This is a genomic window from Flavobacterium sp. IC2-16, assembly GCF_055521455.1.
Window position 1 is genome coordinate 403706 of record NZ_CM145480.1, and the last position, 23505, is coordinate 427210.

Below are 23505 nucleotides of genomic sequence, written 5' to 3' on the forward strand. Positions count from 1 at the left end.
AATGACAGTAGATTTGCTGCTAGGCCTACAATGGGGCGACGAAGGAAAAGGAAAAATCGTTGATGTACTTACCTCTAAATACGACATTATCGCTCGTTTTCAAGGCGGACCAAATGCCGGACACACTTTAGAATTCGACGGAATAAAACATGTTTTAAGAACCATTCCATCGGGTATTTTCCACAAAAATTCTATCAATATTATTGGAAATGGTGTCGTTATCGACCCTGTGGTTTTTCAAAAAGAATTAGAAGGTCTTGAAAAATTCAACATGGATCTTAAATCTAAATTATTGATTTCCAGAAAAGCACATCTTATCTTACCTACCCACCGATTACTAGATGCTGCTTCTGAAGCGTCTAAAGGAAAAGCAAAAATTGGATCTACGCTTAAAGGTATTGGCCCAACCTATATGGACAAAACCGGCAGAAACGGAATCCGTGTAGGAGATATAGAATTAGCCGATTTCAAAGAACGATACAGAAATTTAGCGGATAAACACGAAGCTATGATTGCGTTCTACGATGTTGACATGCAGTACAATTTAAAAGAAATGGAAGATGAGTTTTTTGCTTCAATTGAAGTTTTAAAAACACTTCAATTTATTGATAGCGAAGAATTTTTAAACAACGCACTTAAAGAAGGAAAATCGATTTTAGCTGAAGGTGCTCAAGGTTCGTTATTGGATATTGATTTTGGAACCTATCCTTTTGTAACTTCTTCAAACACTACAGCTGCTGGAGCTTGTACCGGTTTAGGAATTGCACCTAATCGTGTAAAAGAAGTATTTGGTATTTTTAAAGCCTACACTACACGTGTTGGAAGTGGTCCTTTCCCTACGGAATTGTTTGACGAAATTGGTCAAACCATTGCTAAAGTAGGTAACGAGTTCGGCTCGGTAACTGGGCGCGCGCGCCGTTGCGGTTGGTTGGATTTAGTAGCACTAAAATATGCTGTTCAAGTAAATGGTGTAACCGAATTGTACATGATGAAAGGCGATGTTCTTTCTGGATTCGACACCCTGAAAGTTTGTACCGGTTATAAATACAATGGCGAAATAATCAACCATTTACCTTACAATATCGAAGAAGAAAATGTTACACCGGTTTATGTGGAGAAAAAAGGATGGAAAGCCGATTTAACAGGCATGACTAAATACGACGAACTTCCTGCAGAATTGAAAGAATATGTAGAATTTATTGAAAGTGAAGTTGGTGTACCAATTCGAGTAATCTCGGTTGGACCAGACAGAACACAAACGATAGTAAAATAATAGTTAAAAAAAATGCTTTCTTAGGAAAGCATTTTTTTTTAGTAAATTGCATACTTTAAAACACACAATACAATGAAGAAAATATTTTCAGGACTACTAATTTTGGTAACGTTTTTGTCATGTACCGATCAAGACGATACTATTACAGTTCCCGTAACTCCCAATACATCAAGAGATTTAGTCTTCTTAAAAGTAGATTTTCAAACAAATACGTTCCTTGGGGGTACAGAATATCATTTTGAAGATGTTCCGATGACAGAAACTATTCCGTTTGAGGAAACCTTAGTTCCTCCTTCTGATTTTGGAAGTTATTATTCGCTGAACTACTCTCCTACCGACACAACCGTTTTCGATGGACCTATTATTTGGTTGGGCGGTGATTATAATTACCCTGTTGAAAATGCCTCAAATCATTACTCCACAACTACAACTGATGCACTAGTTAATCTCTCTACTGCAGAATATTTCACTCCTACAGCTAACGATCTTGGTTATGAAGGACAAAATACAGATTTTGACTACCAAGCCATTTGGAATGCTGTAAAAAATCTTGAAATAACTAACAATTACACAAACAATAATGCCAAAGTAGGTTTTTTACTTTACACACCCGGCTTAGGATTATTTAATCCCAATAATGCTTGTTGGTTTGTAATTCTTTATAAATAACAAAATGCTTTCTTAGGAAAGCATTTTTTTTAACCCTATTTCAATCTTATTCTCTTTTCCCATTCTTTCTGCTTTTCACTTTTCACTTGCTACTTAACACATAAATAATTCTTAACGAAAATCGTCATTCGCAGATTTTAGTTAAATTTGGGCAAAATTTCAGACATTGAGAAACTATTTTCTATACATAATTTACTGTCTTTTCATTGGATTGTCATTATCGGCACAGGAAAAGAAAGTTATTAAAATTCTACATTCCGATTTCATTGATATGAATCAAACCGAAATTCCAGGAGCAATATTGTTTACTGGAAATGTTCAGGTGGAACACGATGGCGTTTTAATTAGCTGTAACAAAGCTTATCATTTTAAAGATGAAAACTATGTAAAAGTCTTTGGTAATGTGCGTTTGAATCAAGGAGACACTATTACCATGACCAGCAAATATGCCGAATACAACGGAAATGAAAAATTTGCCTTTGCTACCGGAAATGTAGTTTTACGTTCTCCAGAATCCACATTGACTACAGATACTATTAATTTCGACAGAGGTATTCAGCAAGCCTATTACAATACATACGGAACCATTATCAATAAAGAAAATACCTTGCGTAGTAAGTCAGGTCGTTATTTTGTTAATGAAAAAAAATACCAGTTTACAACCGCAGTAACCGTTACCAATCCAGAATCCACCATCAAAACCAATCATTTGGATTACTATGAAGAATCTGGACATGCTTATGTATTTGGTCCTTCTACCATTAACAACAAAGGAAATATCATTTATACGGAAAACGGTTTTTACGATACCAAAAATCAAACTTCAAACCTCTCCAAAAATTCCACCATCACCTATGAAAACAGGAAAATTAAGGGAGAGAAAATATATTACGACGGTAAACGGAATTTCTCATCGGCTACGAATAACGTAAAAATAACCGACTCCATAAATCGTATGGTTGTTACAGGTCATTATGCCGAAATGCACCGTGCTAAAGATTCTATGTTTATTACTAAAAAAGCATTAATTGCCAGTTTTGTAGAAAATGATTCGGTATACATTCACGCCGAAAAAATATTAGTTACAGGCAAACAAGGCGAACGTATTGTAAGAGGTTTTAAAAATGCCCGTATTTTCAAATCCGACATGAGTGGAAAATGTGATTCTATTCATTCCGACCAAAATAAAGGCTTAACACAACTTATTGGCAGACCTGTTTTATGGAGTCAAAAAAGCCAATTAACTGGTGATATCATGCATCTTATTGGCAATAACAAAACCGAAAAACTAGACTCATTAAAGGTAATAAACAATGCTTTTATTGTTCAAAAAGACACCATTGGGAATGGTTTTAATCAGGTAAAAGGAATGAATCTTTACGGAAAATTTAAAGACAACAAACTATACAGTGTAGATGTTGTTAAAAATTCCGAGATGATTTACTATATGTATAACGACGACCAAGAACTCGTAGGCATCGATAAAGGTGTTTGTAGTTCAATTCACTTAGAATTAGAAGACAACCAAATACAAAGTGTTACTAAGTTAGTAAATCCTGAAGGTCAAATTTATCCTGAAAAAGATTTCCCAGAAAATGCCAGAAAGCTGAAAGGCTTCATTTGGCGTGGTGATGAAGAAATTACACGTTTGGAAGATATTTTTCCTAAAGAAGAATTAGCACTGGATGCTAAAATTCAATCACAAAGCAAAATCGACGCTCTAGAAGATGAAAAACCAATGGAAATCAAAAAAGAAACATTAGAATACGGAAAACCTAAGAAAGTCGAAAGTAAAAAGTCGAAAGTCGAGAAGAAGAAATAGTCTTCATTCCTGACTTTCAAATAAAACGGATTACCCAACACCAAATTACCGATAATGTTAAAAGATTTCTATAAATATCAGGCGCAAACCTCACCTTACCCACTCGGAATGGAGGTTTCTCATGCCAAAGGCTCCTATATATATGATACCAACGGAAAAGCATACCTAGACTTTGTAGCTGGGGTTTCCGCTTGTACATTGGGCCATCAACATCCACGTGTGAGGGAAGCTATTGTAAATCAGCTTGACAAATATGCTCACGTCATGGTTTATGGCGAATATGCGCAGGATCCTGCAGTAGATTTATGTAAACTTTTAGTTGAAAACACTCCAGAACCTTTAGACAAAGTGTACTTGGTTAACTCTGGAACCGAAGCAACAGAAGGCGCTTTAAAACTTGCCCGTCGTGTTACAGGAAGAAGTCAGCTTATTTCTTGTTATAATGCTTACCACGGCAACACCATGGGTTCTATGAGTGTAATGGGCTTTGAAGAACGCAAACAAGTTTTCCGCCCATTAATTCCCGATGTTGATTTCATCACTTTTAATAACGAAGAAGATTTACTAAAAATCACTGATAAAACAGCCGGAATTATTTTGGAAACCATTCAAGGTGGTGCTGGTTTTATTCAACCTCATAACGATTTTCTAAAGAAAGTCCGCCAACGTTGTGATGAAGTTGGCGCTTTACTAATATTAGATGAAATTCAACCCGGATTTGGTCGTACCGGAAAACTATTCGGGTTTCAAAATTACGATATCGTTCCCGATGTAGTTGTAATGGGAAAAGGCATGGGCGGCGGAATGCCTGTTGGTGCTTTTATGGCTAAATCGGCATATATGGATTTATTAAGTCATGATCCAAAATTAGGGCACATTACAACCTTTGGAGGTCATCCGGTAATTGCGGCTGCTTGTTTGGCTACATTACAAGAATTATTAGAAACGGATTTAATGGCTCAAGCTCTTGAAAAAGAAAAAATAATCCGTAAATTACTTGTACATCCATTAATCAAAGAAATTCGCGGTGAAGGCTTAATGCTGGCTCCTATGACAGAAAGTCCTGAAATCACTAATAAAATCATTTTTAAATGTCAGGAAAAAGGACTTATTCTATTCTGGCTGCTCTTTGAAGGCTGTGCCATTCGTATAACCCCACCATTAACACTTTCTAACGAAGAAATTGAAAAAGGTTGTGGCATCATTATTGAAGCTATGAATGAAGTGATGGCCGAACAAGCTATGGAACAAGATTGTTAATAATATTGTTTACAACCTACTTACGTTCATCATAAAAAGGCTGAAAAGTCTTAGTAATTTTAATAAGGATAATTTTAAACAATTGGAGTATGTATTTGAGTAACGAGGAAGAAGAGAATAGTTTATCCTTATCGAAGTTTGAATCCATGTTGAAAACCAACAAGGTATTCTTCTTTGACTCTGAAGAGTTTGAAGATATCATTCTTCATTATCTTGACACGGGGAGAATAAACTTAGCCAAAAAGGCTTTAAAATTAGGTTTAGAACAACATCCCAAATCTACCGGTTTGAAGTTAGTTCAAGTTGAACTTTTAGTGTATGAAGATAAGCTCGACATCGCTGAAAAACTATGCAACGAATTGTTTGCCATAGAACCCACCAACGAAGAAGTTTACATCCAGAAAGCCAATATCCATTCAAAAAGAGATGAGCACGACAAAGCGGTAGAAATGCTTAAAACAGCATTAAAATATACCGACGACAATGCCGATGTATACAATCTTATTGGTATGGAGTATTTGTTTATGGACGAATTGGAACTAGCCAAAGAAAACTTCATCAAATGTTTGGATGAAGATATGGAAGACCATTCGGCTTTATATAACGTAGTATACTGTTTTGATTTTTTAGATCAGTTTAACGAAGCAATATTGTTTCTAAACAACTTCATCGATAAAAATCCATATAGTGAAGTAGCATGGCATCAATTAGGGCGCCAGTATTACACTATAAAAGATTATGACCAAGCAGTTCGCGCATTTGATTACGCAACGTTAATCGATGAAAATTTTCTTGGTGCCTATCTTGAAAAAGCAAAGTCATTAGAGAAATTAAAAAAATATCAAGAAGCTATTGATTGCTACAGCATAACAATGGAATTGGACGATGCAACATCGTTTGCATTACTACGAGTAGGAAAATGCCATGAAAAATTAGGGAATTCTGAACTTGCACTTCAATTTTATCTTAAAACTGTACACGAAGACCCGTTGTTAGACAAAGCATGGATTTCAATAACTGATTTTTACATCCGTCAAAAAAACTTCCAAAAAGCTCTTTATTATGCCAATAAAGCTATTGGAATTGACAATGAAAATAAACTATATTGGAAACGATATGCTACTATTAATAAGGCCTTAAATTTCTACGAAGAAGCCGAATATGGCTATCGTAAAGCCGTTGAATATGGCGATTACGAATTAGACACTTGGTTGTTTTGGGTGGATATTTTACAATTTTTAGGCGAATTTGAAAGCGCCGTTAAAACTTTATTACAAGCTTCTGAATATTTCCCTGAAGAATACGAAGTGGAATATCGTTTGGCAGGTTTATATTTCATGCTGCATGACGAAACCAAAGGCCAATTTCATTTGGCAAACGGTTTACGATTGAATTTTGAAAACAAATCGCTTCTAGAAGAACTGTTTCCGGCAATTTGGAATAAAATTTCTGTGCAAAATGCCATAAAAAAACATAAAAAAGTTGACGAATAGTAAACCAAATACCACATTTTACTATTAAATTTACGGTTAGTTACTTTTTAACTAACCGTATTTTTTTATGCAAAAACTCAAAAAAAAGAAATTTGGCTTACTCGGAAGGAATATTAGTTATTCATTTTCTAAAAAATACTTTTCCGAGAAGTTCGAAAATATTGGGTTTGATCATTATTCTTATGAAAATTTCGATATTGAAACCATTGATGAATTTCGAAATATATGTACCAAAAAAAATCTCAAAGGATTAAACGTAACCATTCCTTATAAAGAAGCTATTATTCCTTATCTGAACAAACTGTCTAAAAATGCCGAACGTATTGGCGCAGTTAATGTTATTAAAATATCAAAAAAAGGAAATTTAAAAGGTTACAACACAGACTTTTACGGTTTTAAAAAAGCGCTTAAGCCCTTGCTTAAAAAACACCATACCAAAGCACTTATTTTAGGAACAGGAGGCGCTAGTAAAGCCGTTGCTTTTGCCTTACGAAAATTAAATATTGAATTCGATTTTGTATCAAGAACACCCTCTGAATATGAATTCTCATACGATGAATTATCGAAAGAAGTATTTGATGATTACACGATTATAATTAACACAACACCAACAGGCACTTTTCCTAATACAGATGAATGTCCAACACTAGAGTATTCGTACTTCACAGAAAAACATATTGCTTTTGATTTGGTATACAATCCGGAGCAATCAAAATTTTTAGCGTTAGCCAAACAACACGGTGCTAAAATTAAAAACGGCTATGATATGTTGGTATTTCAAGCCGAAAAAGCTTGGGAAATTTGGAACGAATAAACTATTATTTTTCGTTTGTCATGACCATATAGTTCGGGTCTTCCATTATATTAACATCAATAATAGCTTCAGCATTTTTAAGCAGGTTAATACAATCCTGACTTAAATAACGAAGATGTACTTTTTTTCCATTCTTATGATATCTTCCTGTTAAAGCATTTAAAGCTTCAATTGCCGACATATCCACTACTCTACTCTCATTAAAATCAATTATAATTTCATTGGGATCGTTCTGCACATCGAACTTTTCATTAAAAGCAGTTATGGAACCAAAAAATAGTGGTCCGTATATTTCATAATGTTTAATACCTTTTTCATCAATATGTTTTCGAGCGCGAATTCGTTTGGCATTATCCCATGCGAAAACCAAAGCCGATATTATTACTCCTATTAAAACGGCCAAAGCCAGATTATGAAGAAAAACGGTAATTAGCATTACTATAAGCATTACAATAATATCCGATTTAGGCATACGTCTGAAAATACGCAAACTAGCCCACTCAAAAGTTCCAATAGCCACCATAATCATCACGCCAGTTAAAGCCGCAATAGGTACTTTTTCAATAACTGGGGCACCAATTAAAATAATTAAGAGTATTGTTAACGATGCAATTATTCCAGATAATCTCGCTCTAGAACCAGCCGATAAATTGACCAATGTTTGAGCAATCATAGGACAGCCTCCCATTCCAAAGAAAAAACCATTTAGCAAATTAGCACTTCCTTGCGCTAGACATTCCCTATTACTATTCCCTTTAGAGGCTGTAATTTCATCCACCAAATTTAGCGTTAATAAACCTTCGGTAAGTCCAACAGCTGCCATTACCATAGCATACGGAAAGATAATTTTTAAGTTTTCGAACGTTAAAGCAATTTGAGGAATATGAAAAGGTGGTAAACTTCCACTTATTGAAGCAATATCTTTAACCTGTTTGGTATCAATATTTAAAAAGAAAACTAAAGCAAATACAATAAGAATAGCCACCAATGAAGACGGTATTACCTTAGTTATTTTGGGCACTACCAAGACAATCCCAATAGTTAACGCTACCAATGCCATCATGATTAAAAAAGGCGTACCACTAAGCCATTCTACCTGACCATTCACAACGGTTTTAAATTGTTCAAGTTGTGATAGAAAAATAACGATTGCCAATCCGTTTACAAATCCAAACATAACAGGTTGCGGAACCAATCGTATGAATTTTCCAAGTTTTAGGAGTCCGATACTAATTTGAAGTATTCCTGCAAGAGCAATAGCACCAAAAACAAATTCAAGTCCGTGCGATTTCATCAACGCAATTAACACTATTACCGTTGCTCCAGCACCACCAGATATTAATCCGGGGCGACCTCCAAAAACCGCCGTAACCAATCCCATGATAAACGCACCATAAAGCCCAACTAATGGCGGAAATCCAGCCAATATTGCAAAAGAAAGCGATTCCGGTATCATGGTCATTGCAACAGTTAATCCCGCTAATATTTCGATACGGTAATCTATTTCTTTTGAAAAATCGAATAGGTTGAAAACTTTTTTCATTACGAAGTCATTTCGAGGCTTGAAATTCAGGAAAGAAAGTCAAGTTAGTGTTATATTCAGAAAGGTGCAAAGGTACACTTTCAGTTACAGCAAAGCAAAATATGAATACCTTAAAAACAATTCATACAGTTCAACAGAAAAAACGGTTTATTTAACCCCATTTCTTTTGAATTATCCTTGTGCTTTATTATCTTTCGGCTCAATTTTGTTAAACTTAAGCATTAATTACAATGTTAGAAGAAAAGAATGATAACCTGCAAGCTGCAGAAGGACATGAAGATGTGATTCAAGAGGAAACTTTAAAAAACGAGAACACCAATGCCATTGAAGCCATTGAAAGTTCAAATGCCGAAGAAAATGAAGACGAATCGATTACCGAATCGCATGAAATTCCGTTCCTGAATTACGAAAGCCTTTCCATGGAAGCGTTAACTGACGAATTGGACCGATTAGTTTCCAATGAAAAAGTTATGGCTATCCAAAATCATGTGGAAGAAATTCGAAAAGAGTTCACCTCAAAATACCATCATTTTATAGATGAAAAACGAGATGAATACAGTCATGATAACAACGGTGACACTTCAGGTTTTTACTATCATTTTCCATTAAAAAGCAAATTCGACTCCATATACAACAGTTATAGAGATCAAAAAAACCAATATTACAAACAACTTCAAAGCAACTTAAAAAACAATCTGAACAACAGATTGGCTATAATTGAAGAATTGAAAAATTTGGTTGATAATTCTGAAGAAAATATTTCTGACGCCCTAAAACACGTAAACGACATTAGAGAGCGTTGGAAAAAAGCGGGCGCTATTCCGCGTGATAAATACAACCATGTTTGGAACAATTTCCATTTCCATATCGAGCGCTTTTACGATCATTTACATTTGGATCGCGAAGCTCGTGATTTAGACTTTAAACACAACCTGGAGCAAAAACAAAAAATAATTGCTCGTGTTGAAGAATTATTGCAAGAACAAGATGTTTTAAAAGCATTTCGTGAATTGCAATCGTTGCATAAAATCTGGAAAGAAGAAATCGGACCCGTATCTAAAGAACATCGCGAAGAATTATGGAATACCTTTAGTGATTTAACGAAACAGTTACACGATAAACGCGAAGCTATTTACGCAAAAGCTAAAGAACTTGAAACCGAAAATCTTGCCAAAAAGAAAGAAATAATTGCTAAAATAAACGCAATTGCTGGCGAAGAAGTTGCTTCTCACAACGGTTGGCAAGAACAAATCGAAAAAATTGAAGCGCTTAGAACCAACTTTTTCAACGCAGGTAAAGTTCCCATCGAAGTGAATGAAGAAACCTGGACTGCTTTTAAAGATGCCGTTCGCCATTTCAATTCGCAAAAAAATGCGTTTTACAAAGACATTAAAAAAGACCAACAAGTCAATCTGAATAAAAAATTAGCTTTGGTTGAAAAAGCTAATGCGTTAAAAGATAATGACGATTTTAATGCTACTACTCCTATCATGAAGCAAATTCAGGAAGAGTGGAAAAAAATTGGGCATGTGCCAAGAAAATATTCCGATTCGGTTTGGAAAGATTTCAAAAGCGCCTGCAATCATTATTTTGATAGAATGCACGCCAAAAGAAACGAATCAAACGCTGAAGAAAACGAAGCATTTGAACAAAAGAAAAACTATTTGGATGCATTGAAAGAATTTCAATTAACGGGTGAACATAAAACCGATTTAGACGCTATTAAAAAGCATATTGAAAATTGGAAAGCAATTGGTAAGGTTGCTCATAACAAACGTCATATTGAAGGGAAATTCAATAAAATTCTAGATGCGTTATTCGACAAGTTGAGTCTTTCTAAAAAAGATGCTGAAATGGCTAAATTTAGCAATCGTTTGGAACAACTAGCCGATGGCGACGAACGTCAGTTACAAAACGAACAACTTTTCATTATTCGTAAAATTGACGAAGTTCAGAACGAAATTTTTCAATTGGAAAATAACATTCAGTTTATTACCAACGCCAAAGCCGATAATCCATTCTTGAAAGAAGTCAATAAAAACATTGACCGCCAGAAAGAAGAATTAAAACTTTGGAAAGAAAAGCTGAAACAAATTAGAAGTTTGAAACAAGAATAGTATAAAAAAATCCCAACTTGCGTTGGGATTTTTTTTATTTCTTTTTATAATCAAATGTTACCGGAAAGGTTCGTACGGAAAGTGTAGGTTCTGTGATGATTTGTTTACCATATTTTTGGGTAATCTGTACATCCATATACGTTTCCGTTTTATACTTTTTATGTTCCATAATCGCAGCAACTTTTACATTAACATCTATAGGCTGAACATAATTATCGTTTTTAAGCATTATAAAATACGTTCCTTGCAACGAATTTGCCTCGGTAAACCTTTTATAGGTTGCAATCCCTTTTCCTTCATCTAGCGATTTAAATGCTTTTTCATCAAGAAACATTTTTTTATTTTCTTCGTTGACCAATGCATATTCCACATCTTCACCGTTAGAAGGCATTGCTAAATTTGTTATTGCTCCAGCAGCAATTCCGCCTAAAGGTGTCGTAAAATATGATGCAACCCCTTGAACAGCCCCAACAATCATTTTTCTGTTTTGATTCCAATATTCGTTACTTTCTTTTCCAACACCTACCCAATAAGCCCAAGCAATTACTTTTTTGCTTTCCTCGTCTGTAATTTGATTTTTAGGCAATGTAAATTGAACTGTGCTGCTACTTGAACCAAATGAGGTTTTAGCATTCACGCGTTGGCTTTTATCGAATATCATTTCTTCATATTTCTTCTCATAATAAGCCACTTTTCGCGTTTTTTGCGTTTTTAAAGTATCATAGCCTATTGGCACATCACGAGTTACCGAATTCCATGCCGTATCTACTTCTGTAACCCATTTCACAGATGTGTTAAAGTTAGCCACTTTTTCATCGGCTGATTTTCTCTGAATTAAAAGTTTCCCTAATAGCACTTCATTGCTGTCGTTTTTAAACTGAAATTTGTAAACCGATTTATGATTCACCAGAATTTCTTGTTTCTTCACTTTTTTAACATCTACAACTTTGAATTTTACTGCTTGTGGATATTCCGAAACCGATAACTCATCAATATTCTTTCCGTTTGTTTCGATAAAAGTCAATATAATTCGGTCGCCATCAGCAAACCCAAACAACAATTCTTCGGTAGTATTGGGTTTAATTTTTATGGTCTGCTCAGTTACTTTTACGGTTTTTTGAGCTATGATGTTGTTTGCCACTAACAGGAACAACAATGTCAATTGTTTCATCGTTAAATTCATTATTTTGTAAAGTCGTAATCGCGTTCAACTAAAGCAATGCGAACTTTAAAAGACTGATACCAATCGCTTCTACCGGTTTCGCGCGCTATAGTATGTTCTGCATTCAATTTCCAGTTTTTAATTGCTTCTAAATCCTTCCAATACGAAACGGTAATTCCTACTTCATTTCTAGCCGATTCAACACCTAAAAAACCAGGCTGTACTTCGGCTAATTCCATCATTCTTTTGGCTGTTTGAGAATATCCAGCTTCAATATCGGTTTTTACCGAAGTAAAAATCACAGCGTAATACGGTGGCTCTGGTGTTTTTGCAATCATCTTAACTGTTCTTATAATTTCTTTGCTTCCTCCCAAAACACATCCATCTCTGCTAATGTCATTTCCGAAAGTGGTTTTCCAATTTCTCCTGCTTTAGTTTCTAGATATTGGAAACGCTTGATAAACTTCTTATTGGTTCGTTCTAAAGCATCTTCTGGGTTAACATTCAAAAACCGTGCATAATTTATCATAGAAAACAAAACATCGCCAAATTCGGCTTCAATTTTATCGGCATTGGCATTGGTTACTTCATGTTGCAGCTCAGATAATTCTTCCTGAACCTTTTCCCAAACTTGTTCGGGTTCTTCCCAATCGAAACCAACTCCTTTTACTTTATCCTGAATTCTACTTGCTTTTACTAAAGCCGGTAAACTTTTTGGTACACCTTCTAATACCGATTTTTTACCTTCTTTTAGTTTTAGTTTTTCCCAATTTTGTTTGACTTGTTCTTCATTCTCCACTACTACATCACCGTAAATATGTGGATGTCTGTCTATTAACTTATCACAAATAGAATTAGCTACATCAGCAATATCGAACGCTTTTTTCTCACTTCCTATTTTGGCATAAAAAACAATGTGCAATAAAACATCACCTAATTCTTTTTTAATCTCATCTAAGTCGTTATCTAAAATTGCATCACCCAGTTCGTATACTTCTTCAATGGTTAAATGGCGTAGACTCTCGAGCGTTTGCTTTTTGTCCCACGGACATTTAGCCCGCAAATCATCCATAATATCCAAAAGACGGTTAAACGCATCGAGTTGTTGCTGACGTGTGTTCATAGTATAGAATTTGTACAAAAATAAGAAATCCCGCCCGAAGGCAGGATTTATTTAAAATATCTTTTAACAGGAGATTATTCTTCCGTTTTATCAGCTTCTACTTCAACCGGAGCATCTTTAGACACCAACCCTTTTGCTTGAAGAATGTTATACCAGTTTAATACTTTTTTAATATCTGAAGCATAGACTCTATCTTCATCGTATTCTGGTAAAACTTCTCTAAAATAAGTTTCTAATTTAGCGTTGTCTTCTTTGTGCGAAATTGCAGCACCATTGTTTTCTTTTTCAGCAATTTTTCTAAAAATTTCAGACAAACGAATTTCTTCTCCGTACGTATAAATTGAAATTTCAGAAAGCAAACTTACATTGCTTCTCATTCCTACAGTTATTTTCTTACCGTCAAGTAACGACTCGGCAATAAATCCTGTACGGGTTTGTAATTTTAAATCGTATAATCCTGGTTTACCTGAAATGGCTAATATTCTTTCTATGCTCATTGTGTATTATTTTTAAGGGTGACAAATATCTAATCTTTATGCAGAAAAACAAAATTATCTTCCTTTTTTGGCTGCAAATTTCATTTTATAATCCGGACGGGCTTTCCCTTCCATAATATTCTGCAATTTCTTAGAGATTAAACGCTTTTTTAGTGACGATATTCTATCGGTGAATAAAATTCCTTCAATATGATCGTATTCATGCTGAATTACACGAGCAATCAAACCGTCGTAAACATCGGTATGTTTCGTAAAGTTTTCATCAAAATATTCGATGGTAATTTTCTCATGACGGAAAACATCTTCACGCACATCTGGAATACTCAAACAACCTTCGTTAAAACCCCATTCTTCACCTTCTTCTTTTAGAATTTTGGCATTAATAAAGGTTTTTTTGAAGTTTTTCAATTGTTCTTCTTCTTCTTTTGACAAATCGTCGCTATCGCTAAACGGCTCGCAATCCACAATAAAAATTCGGATAGGCAAACCTACCTGTGGCGCTGCCAAACCAACTCCATGAGCATTATACATGGTCTCGTACATATTGGCAATCACATCGTTAAGATTGGGATATTCTTTAGAAACTTCCTCTCCTACTTTGCGCAAAACCGGATCTCCGTATCCTATAATTGGTAAAATCATTTTCTTATAATTTGAATTCTTGAATCTCGTTCCAGCCGAAAATCATGCAAAAGTAACAAAAAAACAGTTAGTTTGCATTCACGGCTAAAGTCTTCAATTTCAAAACAGTTCCTGTTTTTTCACGGATTTCATCTGCTAAAACCGGATTATCATTTAACTTTTGTCCGTACGACGGAATCATTTCTTTTAATTTATCTTGCCATGCAGTTGTGACTAATTCTTCATTAAAACAACGTCCAATTAAGTCCAACATTATAGACACCGCAGTTGAAGCTCCTGGAGACGCTCCTAATAATACCGCTAACGAACCATCTTTACAATTTACTATTTCGGTACCAAACTCTAAAATTCCTTTTCCGTTTTTATCTTTCTTAATCACTTGCACACGCTGACCTGCATTTTCCAAAGTCCAATCTTCCGCCTTAGCATTTGGAAGATATTCTTTTAAAGCTTCCATTCGATCTTCCGTAGACTGAAACACTTGTTCAATAAGATATTTGGTAAGTGGTATATTATTAATTCCTGCTGAAAGCATCGGTTTAATATTATCCAATTGAATGGATTTTGCTAAATCGAAGTACGAACCGTTCTTTAAAAACTTAGTTGAAAAACCGGCATAAGGACCAAACAATAAAGCTTTCTTACCATCAATCATACGAGTATCGATGTGAGGAACGGACATAGGCGGAGCGCCAACAGCTGCCTTTCCGTAAACCTTTGCTTTGTGTTTGGCGATTAGTTCTTCGTTTGTACATTTTAACCACTGACCGCTTACTGGAAAACCACCATACCCTTCTCCTTCAGGAATATTTGCTTTTTCAAGAAGTAAAAGTGAACCACCTCCAGCACCAATAAAAACAAACTTTGCTTTTACTCTTTTCTTGTTACCCGATTCTATATCTTTTACCTTAACCTTCCAGCGACCATCATCATATTTTTTCAAATTACGCACTTCGTGATTGAAGTGTAAAGTAACGCCGTCTTGTGTTTCTAAATATTTAAAAATACTACGTGTTAATGCACCAAAGTTAACATCGGTACCATATTTCATAGAAGTTGCCGCTAATTTTTCGGCACCATTTCTTCCTTCCATAATAAGAGGAGCCCACTTTTCAATTGTTTCGGCATCCTCTGTAAATTCCATATCCTGAAACAAATGAAACTGTTGCAAAGCTTCAAAACGTTTCTTTAAATATTTTACATTTTTATCGCCCCAAACAAAGCTCATATGAGGAACACTTTTGATAAAATTTTCAGGATTTTTAAGAATATCTTTTTCAACCAAATACGACCAAAATTGTCTGGAAACCTCAAAAGCTTCAACAATTTTAACTGCTTTAGAAGTATCTATAGTTCCATCTTGTTTTTCGGGCGTGTAGTTCAATTCGCAAAATGCAGCATGACCTGTTCCTGCATTATTCCAGGCATCAGAACTTTCGGCTGCAGCCACATCTAGACGTTCAAAAATTTCAATTTTTAAATTAGGTTGTAGTTCTTTGAGAAGTAATCCTAATGTAGCGCTCATAATTCCGGCACCAATTAAAACTACATCTGCTTCAATTTTGTGTGTTGTTGTCATTGTATTGAATTAAAGCACAAATTTACGGCTTATCAATGCTAAAATTCTCTTAATTTTCAACACTTTAGCGCATGAAAATGATTTTTAAGAAAATGAAAATGATTTTTAGAACATTTTTCGGGATAAGTAATCTTGCAACATAATTGTTGCGGAAATTTCATCAATCAGTGCTTTATTTTGACGTTGCTTCTTTTTAAGTCCGCTATCAATCATAGTTTGAAACGCCATTTTGGAAGTAAAACGCTCATCAACACGCTCTAAAATCATCGTTGGAAAAGTAGATTTAAACTTTTCTACAAAAGCTTCAATTATAGGAGCACTTTCAGATGGTTCACCATTCATTTGCTTGGGCTCACCTATCAAAACCTTTTCAACTTTTTCTTTACTAAAGTAATCCGTTAAAAAACTAAAAACCGTTTCAGATGCTACCGTAGTTAGCCCCGATGCTATTATTTGCATTTCATCGGTAACAGCAATACCGGTTCGTTTTTGTCCGTAGTCTATGGCGAGTATTCTTGGCATTCTTTTTTAGGTAAAAATACGTTATTTATGGAAAGTATTTCTAAAATCGTATATTTGATTTTATTCTGATTATATTGAATCGTTATTTAATACTTCTAGCAGTTGGCGCAACAGATTATCTGAATGAAGCACTGTTTTCGCTACTTACCTTTTATAAATTCCACCCAAATTCCAATATAAAAGTAATTGTTTACACTGATTCTCCGGAGTATTTTGGTAAAATAACCAATCCAAATTTTACGACCCGGTTGATTACAACATCCGAAATAGAAGATTGGAAAGGGCCAGAAAAATATGTGTATCGCATTAAAATTAAAGTCCTTCAAGATGTTTTGGCAAACCACTCTGGAAATTTTCTTTTTGTTGATACCGATACTGTATTTCGAAAAAACATTGATGATCTTTTTCTTAAAATTGAACAAAATCATTTGCTCTTAGATCAATGTGAAGGTTTATTAGAAGGTAAAAAAGGGGGTATCGCTAAAAAAGCCAGAAAAATGTTTCGTAAAAAAAATATTTTCACGCTTTCAAACTCAGAAAAAATTGTTTTTGAAAAGTCCTATAAAGTATGGAATTCTGGAGTAATTGGATTAAATAAGCAGTATGACAATATGCTAAATTTGGCTATTGAATTATTGGATCAACTTTTCGAAATAAATAAGGTATTCATTGTAGAACAATTAGCACTTGGCTATTTTTTTGAGAAAACAAACAAACTAGAAGCTACTGAAAGTTATATTCTCCATTACTGGTATTTTAAAGAATTTCGAAATGTTCTTGCAGATTTTTTCGAAGTAAATCAATCCAAAACATTAGACGAATTAATACTAGAAAGCTCTAAAATTGATCCCGAAATTTTAGCCCAACCCAAACTGGATTATAAAAAGAAAACCTTTTTCCAAAAAACTTTTCACAAGATTATCAAAGGTTATAAATGGAAAATGCCAAAATATCAATTGTAGTAAATTAGCACATCAAACAGACAATAATTATATTTGTTCCCAAATAATTAAATCATGGAAGCACTACAAACAATTATAGAAAAAGCATGGGAAAACCGCGCTTTATTGCAAGAAGAAAATACAACCAAAGCCATTCGAGAAGTAATTGAACTTTTAGATTCTGGAAAACTTAGAGTTGCCGAACCCATAAGCGGTGGTTGGCAAGTAAACGAATGGGTTAAAAAAGCCGTAGTGATGTATTTCCCAATTCAGAAAATGGAGACTTTAGAAGCTGGAATTTTTGAATACCATGACAAAATGCCTTTGAAACGCAATTATGCAGAAAAAGGAATTCGTGTAGTTCCTAATGCTGTTGCGCGTCATGGTGCTTATATTTCGAGCGGCGTAATTTTAATGCCAAGTTATGTTAATATTGGTGCTTATGTAGATGAAGGCACTATGGTAGATACATGGGCAACCGTAGGAAGCTGTGCACAAATTGGCAAAAATGTACACTTAAGTGGTGGTGTTGGAATTGGTGGCGTTTTAGAGCCTTTACAAGCTGCTCCAGTTATCATTGAAGATGGCGCTTTTATTGGATCACGTTGTATTGTAGTGGAAGGTGTTCGTGTAGAAACTGAAGCGGTTTTAGGAGCAAATGTTTGTTTAACGGCTTCTACAAAAATAATTGATGTTACCGGTGATACTCCTGTTGAAATGAAGGGTGTTGTTCCGGCACGTTCGGTGGTAATTCCGGGAAGTTATACCAAAAAATTTGCTGCTGGTGAATATCAAGTACCGTGCGCTTTAATCATTGGAAAACGTAAACCGTCAACCGATTTGAAAACATCCTTAAACAATGCGTTACGCGAATATGATGTGGCAGTTTAATCAAGGTCATTTTCAGTATCCGTTACAAATAAAAAAACTCCAGCTTTAAAAGCTGGAGTTTTTATTTATTTTCGTTTCAGTTTTCGTTTCAACCATTTCTTTTTGGTTATTTTCCGTTTAAATTCTATTGTTTTTTGCAACAATAAGATTTGTAATTTTTCTTCGGGTTCACCAATAAGCTCAGCATATTTTTTTGCAATTACTTTTACCATTGTACGGGATAACCACATTTTTTTGAAATTATCCATACGTGCTTCAATACTCATTTTTTCAAATTTCATACGATTTAAATCAATTAAATAAAAATCGTATTCACCCGGAGTTTTTTTAACAATTAATGTATTCCCAGGCGAGTGATCCAAAAAGTTAACATTGGCTTGATGCATTTTATAAGTAAACTCGGCAAATTGCTCTAAAATTATATTTCGCTCTGGAAATAACGGATCATGGATTAATTCTCGAATGGTAAAATCGTAATCCAATTGCTCACAGACGTAATAACTATCACCTAAAAAACCTAAACTATTTCGTTCTTCCAGATATGCAATTGGAAAAGGAGTTGGAATAGTATGCTTCAATAAATAGTTTGCATAATCAAACGAGCGTTTGGCTTTTGTACTTCTAAAAAAAGAATAGATTACCGATTTAAAAGCTCCTGGTTTCTTAAAGTATTTTATATTAACTCTTTCGTCACCTAAAACATTCGATTTAATAATGTTTCTTGAACCTTTTACAATCAGACTTCCTTCATTAAAAAAAGATTTAACTAATTGAAGCAAAGCCTTTTCATGTTCCTTATATTTCGAATGGGTGATAATTCGCACAGCGTTAAATAATATTTTGGTTTAAAAGTATAAAAAATAGTACTTTGCGACAACTTTTAGTTTTATGAAGAAGATTTTAATCATTCAGAACAAGCGCATCGGTGATGTTTTAATCAGCTCGGTAATTGCTAACAATTTTAAAGCAAAATATCCTGACAGTGAAATTCATTTTTTAGCCTATGATTTCACACATGGTGTAATAATCAACAATCCGAATATTGACAAAATCATTTCTATCAATGATAAAGAACTAAAAAAACTTTCAGTTTTACTTCGATTGATCCGTCAAATTCGAAAAGAAAAGTACGATATAATTTTTGATCCGTATTCTAAGACCCAAAGTCGGTTAATTTGTAAGTTCTCAGGAGCCAAAAAAACAATTGGACATAAAAGTCGCAAAAAACTTGGAAACTGGGGATATTACACAAATCCGGTAGAAATTTCAAAAGAAAAAACCCAAATCTGTGGTAAAGCCATCGAAGATCGCATCCATCTACTTAACCAAGCAGGAGATTTTGAACCAATCGATTATGAACCCAGAATCTATTTATCAGAATCCGAAAAAAAAGAAGATTGGCTAGGCAAATATGCTACTAAAAAAGTGATTGTATTAGGCGTTTTAGGAAGCACACCACAAAAATCGATGCCTTATGACTATGTTGCTAAACTAATTGATTTTATTACTGAAAAATACGATGTAAATCTATTGTTCAATTATGCACCACATCAAAAAAACGAAGCCATGAAAATCTATGAGATGTGTCAAAAAAAGGACAACATTATTATAGATATATATGCGCCAAGTATTAGGGATTTTGTAAAGCTAATGTCAAATTGTGACGCTTTGGTTTCTAATGAAGGCGGAACAGTACATATAGCAAAAGCACTAAACAAGCCTACGTTTACCATTTTCTCACCCTATGTAAACAAAGATCACTGGGCAAGTTTTGAAGATGGGAAATTCCATCATTCTGTTCATTTACTGGAGATGAAACCAGATTTGTTTGATAGTTTTACTTTTGAAGAAAGAAAAAAAATTGAAGCTAACCCAGACGAATTATACAAACAGCTCACTCCTGAATTAATTATACCTGAACTTGAAAAATTCCTTAAAAATAATTTATAAAATAAAAAGCTCCACTTAAAGTGGAGCTTTTTATTTTATAAACAACCATTATTTAATGATTCCAAAATCGGTCCATTTTTTCTTTTTATCTTTTGTTTCTTTTCGAATTGCAAGATTTTTATTGATTGATTCTGGAGTAGCATATCCACGTGGGTGATCCAAGTGCAAACAAACGGTACTGTAACGAATTTGTTTCGGCTTAATACCAAAATTTACCAATCGTTCTCCCAATTCTCGATCCTGACCACCATATTGCATGCGCTCATCGAATCCGTTGATTGCCAAAATATCTTTCTTCCAACCCGAAGCATTGTGACCATTCCAACTAGGTGTTGTAGGCGTTATTAAATTAAGAAGCCAGCTTTTTATACCTTCAGCATCTACTTTGTTATTTTTAAACGAAGCTTTCATTCCGTTATTTTTCAACCATTCGATTTCAAAACATTTTCCGGAATAAATATCTTCTTGGGTGATACTTTTAGACAATTCCATAGGAAGCTTATGATATCCTCCGGATAAAAAGTATCCTTCTTCGCGAAATTTAATATGCTGCTCTACAAAATCCGGACGCGGAATACAATCGCCATCGGACATCATAATATAATCGGTAGTACAAGCTACAATGGCTTTATTCAAAATTTGAGACTTCTGAAACCCGTTATCTTCATGCCAAACATGAATAATTGGGTAAAAAACCTCTTTTTTCATTTGCTCGATTAAATCAAAAGTATCCTGCCGAGAGCCATCATCCGCAATAACCATTTCGAAATTTCGATAGGTTTGCGTGTTATACCCCCAAATTACTTTTTTAAGCCATTCGGGTGAATTGTATGTACTGATAACAATAGAAATATTCTTTTGCATAATGCTGCAAAGGTAACCTAATTTTGTTAAATTTGTTTTTCATAAAATGAAATAATGAATAGGCTTTCGGTTATCATTCCTACTTATAACGAATCAAATTATATTGAAGATGCTATTAAATCGGTAGATTTTGCTGACGAAATTATTGTTATAGACTCTTTCAGTACAGACGGAACCAAAGAAAAAGCCATTGCGTTAGGGTGTACGGTTTTAGAACGTAAATTCGATAATTTTTCAAGCCAAAAAAATCATGCGATTGCAAGTGCTTCTGGCGATTGGATATTGTTTTTAGATGCAGATGAGCGTGTAACTCAAAAACTTAAATTCGAAATTATAGACGTTATCCAAAAAGGAAATCATGCCGGCTATAAAATATGCTTCCCCCATTTTTATATGAATCGCTTTTTATACCATAAAGTAGACAAAGTAATTCGTTTAGTGAAAAATCAAAATGTTCATTTTACGGGTGACGTTCATGAAAAACTACATGTTAATGGAAGTATTGGTATTTTGAAAAACTTTATGATTCACTATACCTATAAAGGCTTATTCCATCTTTTACAAAAAAAGGATTCGTATGCATGGTTTCAGGCCAATACATCAATAAAAAAAGGAAAACGAGTAACTTATTTTCATTTGTTTTTTAAACCATTTTACCGTTTTTTCTCTTCTTATATATTAAAGAGAGGTTTTATGGACGGTGTTCCTGGATTAGCACTAGCCAGTATTAATGCCTATGGTGTATTTTCAAGATATGTTAAAATGCTTTTAATTCAAAAAGGATCAAAATAATTTCGTTTTCCCAAACAACAATTTCCATCTGAATTTAAACAGTTTATCCTCTCCTTTTATATCTATTCTATAAATTTCAAAAGGGTTTTTAAATGGAAAACGGTTTACTCGATTTCCAATTCGCAAACCAAAAACCATTTTATTTGCTTTTAAAACCGAATGAAAAGCTGATTTTTTAGGTTCTTTCTTAGGATAATTTCCATAAGGAAATGCAACAGAATGATGTACTGATAAATTAGATTTTTCAATTATATCAAAGCATTTTTCAAAATCGGAATAAATATCGTCTTGACTCATCTCTGAATACTTGTTATGGTGAAAAGAATGAAATCCTAGTTCGATAGTATCCGGTAAGTTTTTAAGCTGATCAAGAGTCATAATTGCCTCATCTCCTTTATTCCATTCATCAGATTTACCGATATACGCAAACGGAACAAAAAAAGTAGCTTTAAGATTGTATTTCTGAAGTAAATCAACCGCTTTAAATTGATTAACTGTTACATCATCAAAAGTGATTACAACACTTTTTGGTGGTAATTGGGTTTTTTGTTCCAACTCAAACATATGGAACGTTGTATAGTTATTCTCACTCAAATAACGAAAATGAGCTTCAAGCAATTGTTCTGAAATGGTAAGCCCTTTCGAGTAATTTTCAGAAACATTATGATACATTAGTATAGGTAATCTTGCCATTTCGTTATCAAAAATTAGTAAATATGTGTAAAATTATTACATTTGTCGGTACCGTTACTAATTTGAAGCCAAAAATAATTTGAAACCCAAGATTACTGCTTTAGCAATTACTTTAAATGAAGAAGAAAACGTAAAACGTTATGTTGACAGTTTATCTTTTGCTGATGAAATTATTTTTGTAGATTCATTTAGTACAGACAATACTGTAGAACTTGCTAAAAGCATGGGCGTTACAGTGTATCAAAGGGAATTTGATAATTTTTCCAGCCAACGCAATTATGCCATTTCACAAGCCAAAAATGATTGGATTGTTTTTTTTGATCTTGATGAAATCGTTACACCTCAATTAGAAGCTGAAATAATTTATGTAACCCACTCTGCATCAGAATTTGTTGCTTATTACGTAAAACGAAACTTCCATTTTTTAGGAAAAAAAATAAAATATGGCGGTTGGCAGTCTGATAAAGCTATTCGAATCTTCAATAAAAAGTTTTGCCATTATGATGGGTTGGTTCATGAAACCATAAAAAGTATTGGAAAAGTAGGATATGTTAAAGAACGTGTTAATCATTATAGCTATAAAAATTTCGACAATTACAATAGTAAACTTAATTTATATAGTAAACTACAGGCGGAAAGTTTGTATGTAAAAAACAAACGCCCAAATGCTTATCATTTCTTTATTCGACCAAAATATAGATTCTTCTGGCAATACATATACAGACTAGGCTTTTTGGATGGAAAAGAGGGTTTTATTTTGGCATATGTTCACGCATTTTCGGTATTTAAAAGATACCTCCAATTGTGGATGATGTACCGAAAAATTGAATAACCTACCTTTAAATTGACTTACTCATT

At 34.1% G+C, this 23505-nt stretch carries 23 protein-coding genes; 12 read left to right on the forward strand and 11 right to left on the reverse strand.

Annotated elements, in window-relative coordinates; translation table 11 throughout:
• Nucleotide 1: 1 nt before the first annotated feature.
• The 6 genes from ACZ1JT_RS01710 (at nt 2) to ACZ1JT_RS01735 (ending at nt 7331) form a co-directional block, all read left to right on the forward strand.
• Nucleotides 2–1273, forward strand: a complete 1272-nt coding sequence (locus ACZ1JT_RS01710; protein WP_465094444.1) for an adenylosuccinate synthase — start codon at nt 2–4, stop codon at nt 1271–1273.
• A gap of 72 nt (nt 1274–1345) precedes the next feature.
• A complete protein-coding gene (locus tag ACZ1JT_RS01715) occupies nt 1346–1942 on the forward strand; it encodes a hypothetical protein (RefSeq protein ID WP_465094445.1) in 597 nt (198 codons plus the stop codon).
• Between the two features lie 166 nt (nt 1943–2108).
• Complete coding sequence (locus ACZ1JT_RS01720) at nt 2109–3764, forward strand: OstA-like protein (RefSeq protein ID WP_465094446.1); 1656 nt, start codon at nt 2109–2111, stop codon at nt 3762–3764.
• 54 nt (nt 3765–3818) lie between these two features.
• On the forward strand, nt 3819–5024 hold the full coding sequence (locus tag ACZ1JT_RS01725) for an aspartate aminotransferase family protein (RefSeq protein WP_465094447.1): 1206 nt from the start codon (nt 3819–3821) through the stop codon (nt 5022–5024).
• An 89-nt stretch (nt 5025–5113) separates the two neighbouring features.
• Nucleotides 5114–6517, forward strand: a complete 1404-nt coding sequence (locus ACZ1JT_RS01730; protein ID WP_465094448.1) for a tetratricopeptide repeat protein — start codon at nt 5114–5116, stop codon at nt 6515–6517.
• Nucleotides 6518–6584: 67 nt separating this feature from the next.
• Nucleotides 6585–7331, forward strand: a complete 747-nt coding sequence (locus tag ACZ1JT_RS01735; protein ID WP_465094449.1) for a shikimate dehydrogenase family protein — start codon at nt 6585–6587, stop codon at nt 7329–7331.
• A gap of 4 nt (nt 7332–7335) precedes the next feature.
• Here ACZ1JT_RS01735 and ACZ1JT_RS01740 read toward each other — a convergent pair whose 3' ends face one another.
• The gene (locus tag ACZ1JT_RS01740; RefSeq protein ID WP_465094450.1) at nt 7336–8874 is read right to left on the reverse strand and encodes a SulP family inorganic anion transporter; all 1539 of its coding nucleotides are present in this window, start codon (nt 8872–8874) and stop codon (nt 7336–7338) included.
• A gap of 230 nt (nt 8875–9104) precedes the next feature.
• Here ACZ1JT_RS01740 and ACZ1JT_RS01745 point away from each other — a divergent pair, with 230 nt between their 5' ends.
• Nucleotides 9105–10991: a DUF349 domain-containing protein gene (locus tag ACZ1JT_RS01745; RefSeq protein WP_465094451.1), complete on the forward strand. Its 1887-nt coding sequence runs from the start codon at nt 9105–9107 to the stop codon at nt 10989–10991.
• Between the two features lie 34 nt (nt 10992–11025).
• Here ACZ1JT_RS01745 and ACZ1JT_RS01750 read toward each other — a convergent pair whose 3' ends face one another.
• The 7 genes from ACZ1JT_RS01750 to ruvX all read right to left on the reverse strand — a co-directional run bounded on the left by ACZ1JT_RS01750 (nt 11026) and on the right by ruvX (nt 16516).
• Entirely contained in the window at nt 11026–12174 is a 1149-nt protein-coding gene (locus ACZ1JT_RS01750) for a hypothetical protein (RefSeq protein ID WP_465094452.1), read from the reverse strand.
• Entirely contained in the window at nt 12174–12491 is a 318-nt protein-coding gene (locus ACZ1JT_RS01755) for an antibiotic biosynthesis monooxygenase family protein (protein ID WP_465094453.1), read from the reverse strand. Before ACZ1JT_RS01755 ends, ACZ1JT_RS01750 begins: the two co-directional genes overlap by 1 nt.
• Nucleotides 12492–12502: 11 nt before the next feature.
• Complete coding sequence (mazG, locus tag ACZ1JT_RS01760; RefSeq protein WP_465094454.1) at nt 12503–13276, reverse strand: nucleoside triphosphate pyrophosphohydrolase; 774 nt, start codon at nt 13274–13276, stop codon at nt 12503–12505.
• 74 nt (nt 13277–13350) lie between these two features.
• Nucleotides 13351–13773 (reverse strand): DUF5606 family protein, encoded by a 423-nt coding sequence (locus ACZ1JT_RS01765; protein WP_465094455.1) that lies wholly within the window; start codon nt 13771–13773, stop codon nt 13351–13353.
• A 54-nt stretch (nt 13774–13827) separates the two neighbouring features.
• Nucleotides 13828–14415 carry a peptide deformylase gene (gene def, locus ACZ1JT_RS01770; protein ID WP_465094456.1) on the reverse strand — a complete coding sequence of 196 codons (588 nt, stop codon included), beginning with the start codon at nt 14413–14415 and terminating at the stop codon, nt 13828–13830.
• 67 nt (nt 14416–14482) lie between these two features.
• Nucleotides 14483–15994, reverse strand: coding sequence for a malate:quinone oxidoreductase (locus tag ACZ1JT_RS01775; protein WP_465094457.1), 1512 nt, complete (start codon nt 15992–15994; stop codon nt 14483–14485).
• 105 nt (nt 15995–16099) lie between these two features.
• The gene (gene ruvX, locus ACZ1JT_RS01780) at nt 16100–16516 is read right to left on the reverse strand and encodes a Holliday junction resolvase RuvX (RefSeq protein WP_465094458.1); all 417 of its coding nucleotides are present in this window, start codon (nt 16514–16516) and stop codon (nt 16100–16102) included.
• 74 nt (nt 16517–16590) lie between these two features.
• Between ruvX and ACZ1JT_RS01785 the strand changes: the two genes are divergently transcribed.
• Both ACZ1JT_RS01785 and ACZ1JT_RS01790 read left to right on the forward strand, forming a co-directional pair.
• On the forward strand, nt 16591–17478 hold the full coding sequence (locus ACZ1JT_RS01785; protein ID WP_465094459.1) for a glycosyltransferase family protein: 888 nt from the start codon (nt 16591–16593) through the stop codon (nt 17476–17478).
• A 54-nt stretch (nt 17479–17532) separates the two neighbouring features.
• Entirely contained in the window at nt 17533–18348 is an 816-nt protein-coding gene (locus ACZ1JT_RS01790; RefSeq protein WP_465094460.1) for a 2,3,4,5-tetrahydropyridine-2,6-dicarboxylate N-succinyltransferase, read from the forward strand.
• Between the two features lie 65 nt (nt 18349–18413).
• On the opposite strand, the gene ACZ1JT_RS01795 is transcribed toward ACZ1JT_RS01790, so the two are convergent.
• Complete coding sequence (locus ACZ1JT_RS01795) at nt 18414–19172, reverse strand: lipopolysaccharide kinase InaA family protein (protein WP_465094461.1); 759 nt, start codon at nt 19170–19172, stop codon at nt 18414–18416.
• 64 nt (nt 19173–19236) lie between these two features.
• Here ACZ1JT_RS01795 and ACZ1JT_RS01800 point away from each other — a divergent pair, with 64 nt between their 5' ends.
• Nucleotides 19237–20298 (forward strand): glycosyltransferase family 9 protein, encoded by a 1062-nt coding sequence (locus ACZ1JT_RS01800; RefSeq protein WP_465094462.1) that lies wholly within the window; start codon nt 19237–19239, stop codon nt 20296–20298.
• A gap of 48 nt (nt 20299–20346) precedes the next feature.
• On the opposite strand, the gene ACZ1JT_RS01805 is transcribed toward ACZ1JT_RS01800, so the two are convergent.
• Nucleotides 20347–21162: a glycosyltransferase family 2 protein gene (locus ACZ1JT_RS01805; protein ID WP_465094463.1), complete on the reverse strand. Its 816-nt coding sequence runs from the start codon at nt 21160–21162 to the stop codon at nt 20347–20349.
• Nucleotides 21163–21216: 54 nt separating this feature from the next.
• Between ACZ1JT_RS01805 and ACZ1JT_RS01810 the strand changes: the two genes are divergently transcribed.
• Nucleotides 21217–21954, forward strand: coding sequence for a glycosyltransferase family 2 protein (locus ACZ1JT_RS01810; protein WP_465094464.1), 738 nt, complete (start codon nt 21217–21219; stop codon nt 21952–21954).
• On the opposite strand, the gene ACZ1JT_RS01815 is transcribed toward ACZ1JT_RS01810, so the two are convergent.
• Nucleotides 21946–22647, reverse strand: coding sequence for a polysaccharide deacetylase family protein (locus ACZ1JT_RS01815; RefSeq protein WP_465094465.1), 702 nt, complete (start codon nt 22645–22647; stop codon nt 21946–21948). The two genes, ACZ1JT_RS01810 and ACZ1JT_RS01815, sit on opposite strands and share 9 nt — an antisense overlap.
• 79 nt (nt 22648–22726) lie before the next feature.
• Here ACZ1JT_RS01815 and ACZ1JT_RS01820 point away from each other — a divergent pair, with 79 nt between their 5' ends.
• Nucleotides 22727–23479: a glycosyltransferase family 2 protein gene (locus ACZ1JT_RS01820; protein WP_465094466.1), complete on the forward strand. Its 753-nt coding sequence runs from the start codon at nt 22727–22729 to the stop codon at nt 23477–23479.
• Nucleotides 23480–23505 lie beyond the last annotated feature (26 nt).

What these genes read in the sequence shown, in the direction of transcription:
- ACZ1JT_RS01715 (WP_465094445.1), top strand. Translation starts at nt 1,346, where the DNA reads ATGAAGAAAATATTTTCAGGACTACTAATTTTGGTAACGTTTTTGTCA.
- ACZ1JT_RS01775 (WP_465094457.1), bottom strand. Translation starts at nt 15,994, where the DNA reads ATGACAACAACACACAAAATTGAAGCAGATGTAGTTTTAATTGGTGCC.
- ACZ1JT_RS01730 (WP_465094448.1), top strand. Translation starts at nt 5,114, where the DNA reads ATGTATTTGAGTAACGAGGAAGAAGAGAATAGTTTATCCTTATCGAAG.
- ACZ1JT_RS01805 (WP_465094463.1), bottom strand. Translation starts at nt 21,162, where the DNA reads ATGCAAAAGAATATTTCTATTGTTATCAGTACATACAATTCACCCGAA.
- ACZ1JT_RS01755 (WP_465094453.1), bottom strand. Translation starts at nt 12,491, where the DNA reads ATGATTGCAAAAACACCAGAGCCACCGTATTACGCTGTGATTTTTACT.
- ruvX (WP_465094458.1), bottom strand. Translation starts at nt 16,516, where the DNA reads ATGCCAAGAATACTCGCCATAGACTACGGACAAAAACGAACCGGTATT.
- ACZ1JT_RS01725 (WP_465094447.1), top strand. Translation starts at nt 3,819, where the DNA reads ATGTTAAAAGATTTCTATAAATATCAGGCGCAAACCTCACCTTACCCA.
- ACZ1JT_RS01815 (WP_465094465.1), bottom strand. Translation starts at nt 22,647, where the DNA reads ATGGCAAGATTACCTATACTAATGTATCATAATGTTTCTGAAAATTAC.
- ACZ1JT_RS01750 (WP_465094452.1), bottom strand. Translation starts at nt 12,174, where the DNA reads ATGAATTTAACGATGAAACAATTGACATTGTTGTTCCTGTTAGTGGCA.
- ACZ1JT_RS01765 (WP_465094455.1), bottom strand. Translation starts at nt 13,773, where the DNA reads ATGAGCATAGAAAGAATATTAGCCATTTCAGGTAAACCAGGATTATAC.
- ACZ1JT_RS01745 (WP_465094451.1), top strand. Translation starts at nt 9,105, where the DNA reads ATGTTAGAAGAAAAGAATGATAACCTGCAAGCTGCAGAAGGACATGAA.
- ACZ1JT_RS01740 (WP_465094450.1), bottom strand. Translation starts at nt 8,874, where the DNA reads ATGAAAAAAGTTTTCAACCTATTCGATTTTTCAAAAGAAATAGATTAC.
- ACZ1JT_RS01735 (WP_465094449.1), top strand. Translation starts at nt 6,585, where the DNA reads ATGCAAAAACTCAAAAAAAAGAAATTTGGCTTACTCGGAAGGAATATT.
- ACZ1JT_RS01800 (WP_465094462.1), top strand. Translation starts at nt 19,237, where the DNA reads ATGAAGAAGATTTTAATCATTCAGAACAAGCGCATCGGTGATGTTTTA.
- def (WP_465094456.1), bottom strand. Translation starts at nt 14,415, where the DNA reads ATGATTTTACCAATTATAGGATACGGAGATCCGGTTTTGCGCAAAGTA.
- mazG (WP_465094454.1), bottom strand. Translation starts at nt 13,276, where the DNA reads ATGAACACACGTCAGCAACAACTCGATGCGTTTAACCGTCTTTTGGAT.
- ACZ1JT_RS01710 (WP_465094444.1), top strand. Translation starts at nt 2, where the DNA reads ATGACAGTAGATTTGCTGCTAGGCCTACAATGGGGCGACGAAGGAAAA.
- ACZ1JT_RS01810 (WP_465094464.1), top strand. Translation starts at nt 21,217, where the DNA reads ATGAATAGGCTTTCGGTTATCATTCCTACTTATAACGAATCAAATTAT.
- ACZ1JT_RS01790 (WP_465094460.1), top strand. Translation starts at nt 17,533, where the DNA reads ATGGAAGCACTACAAACAATTATAGAAAAAGCATGGGAAAACCGCGCT.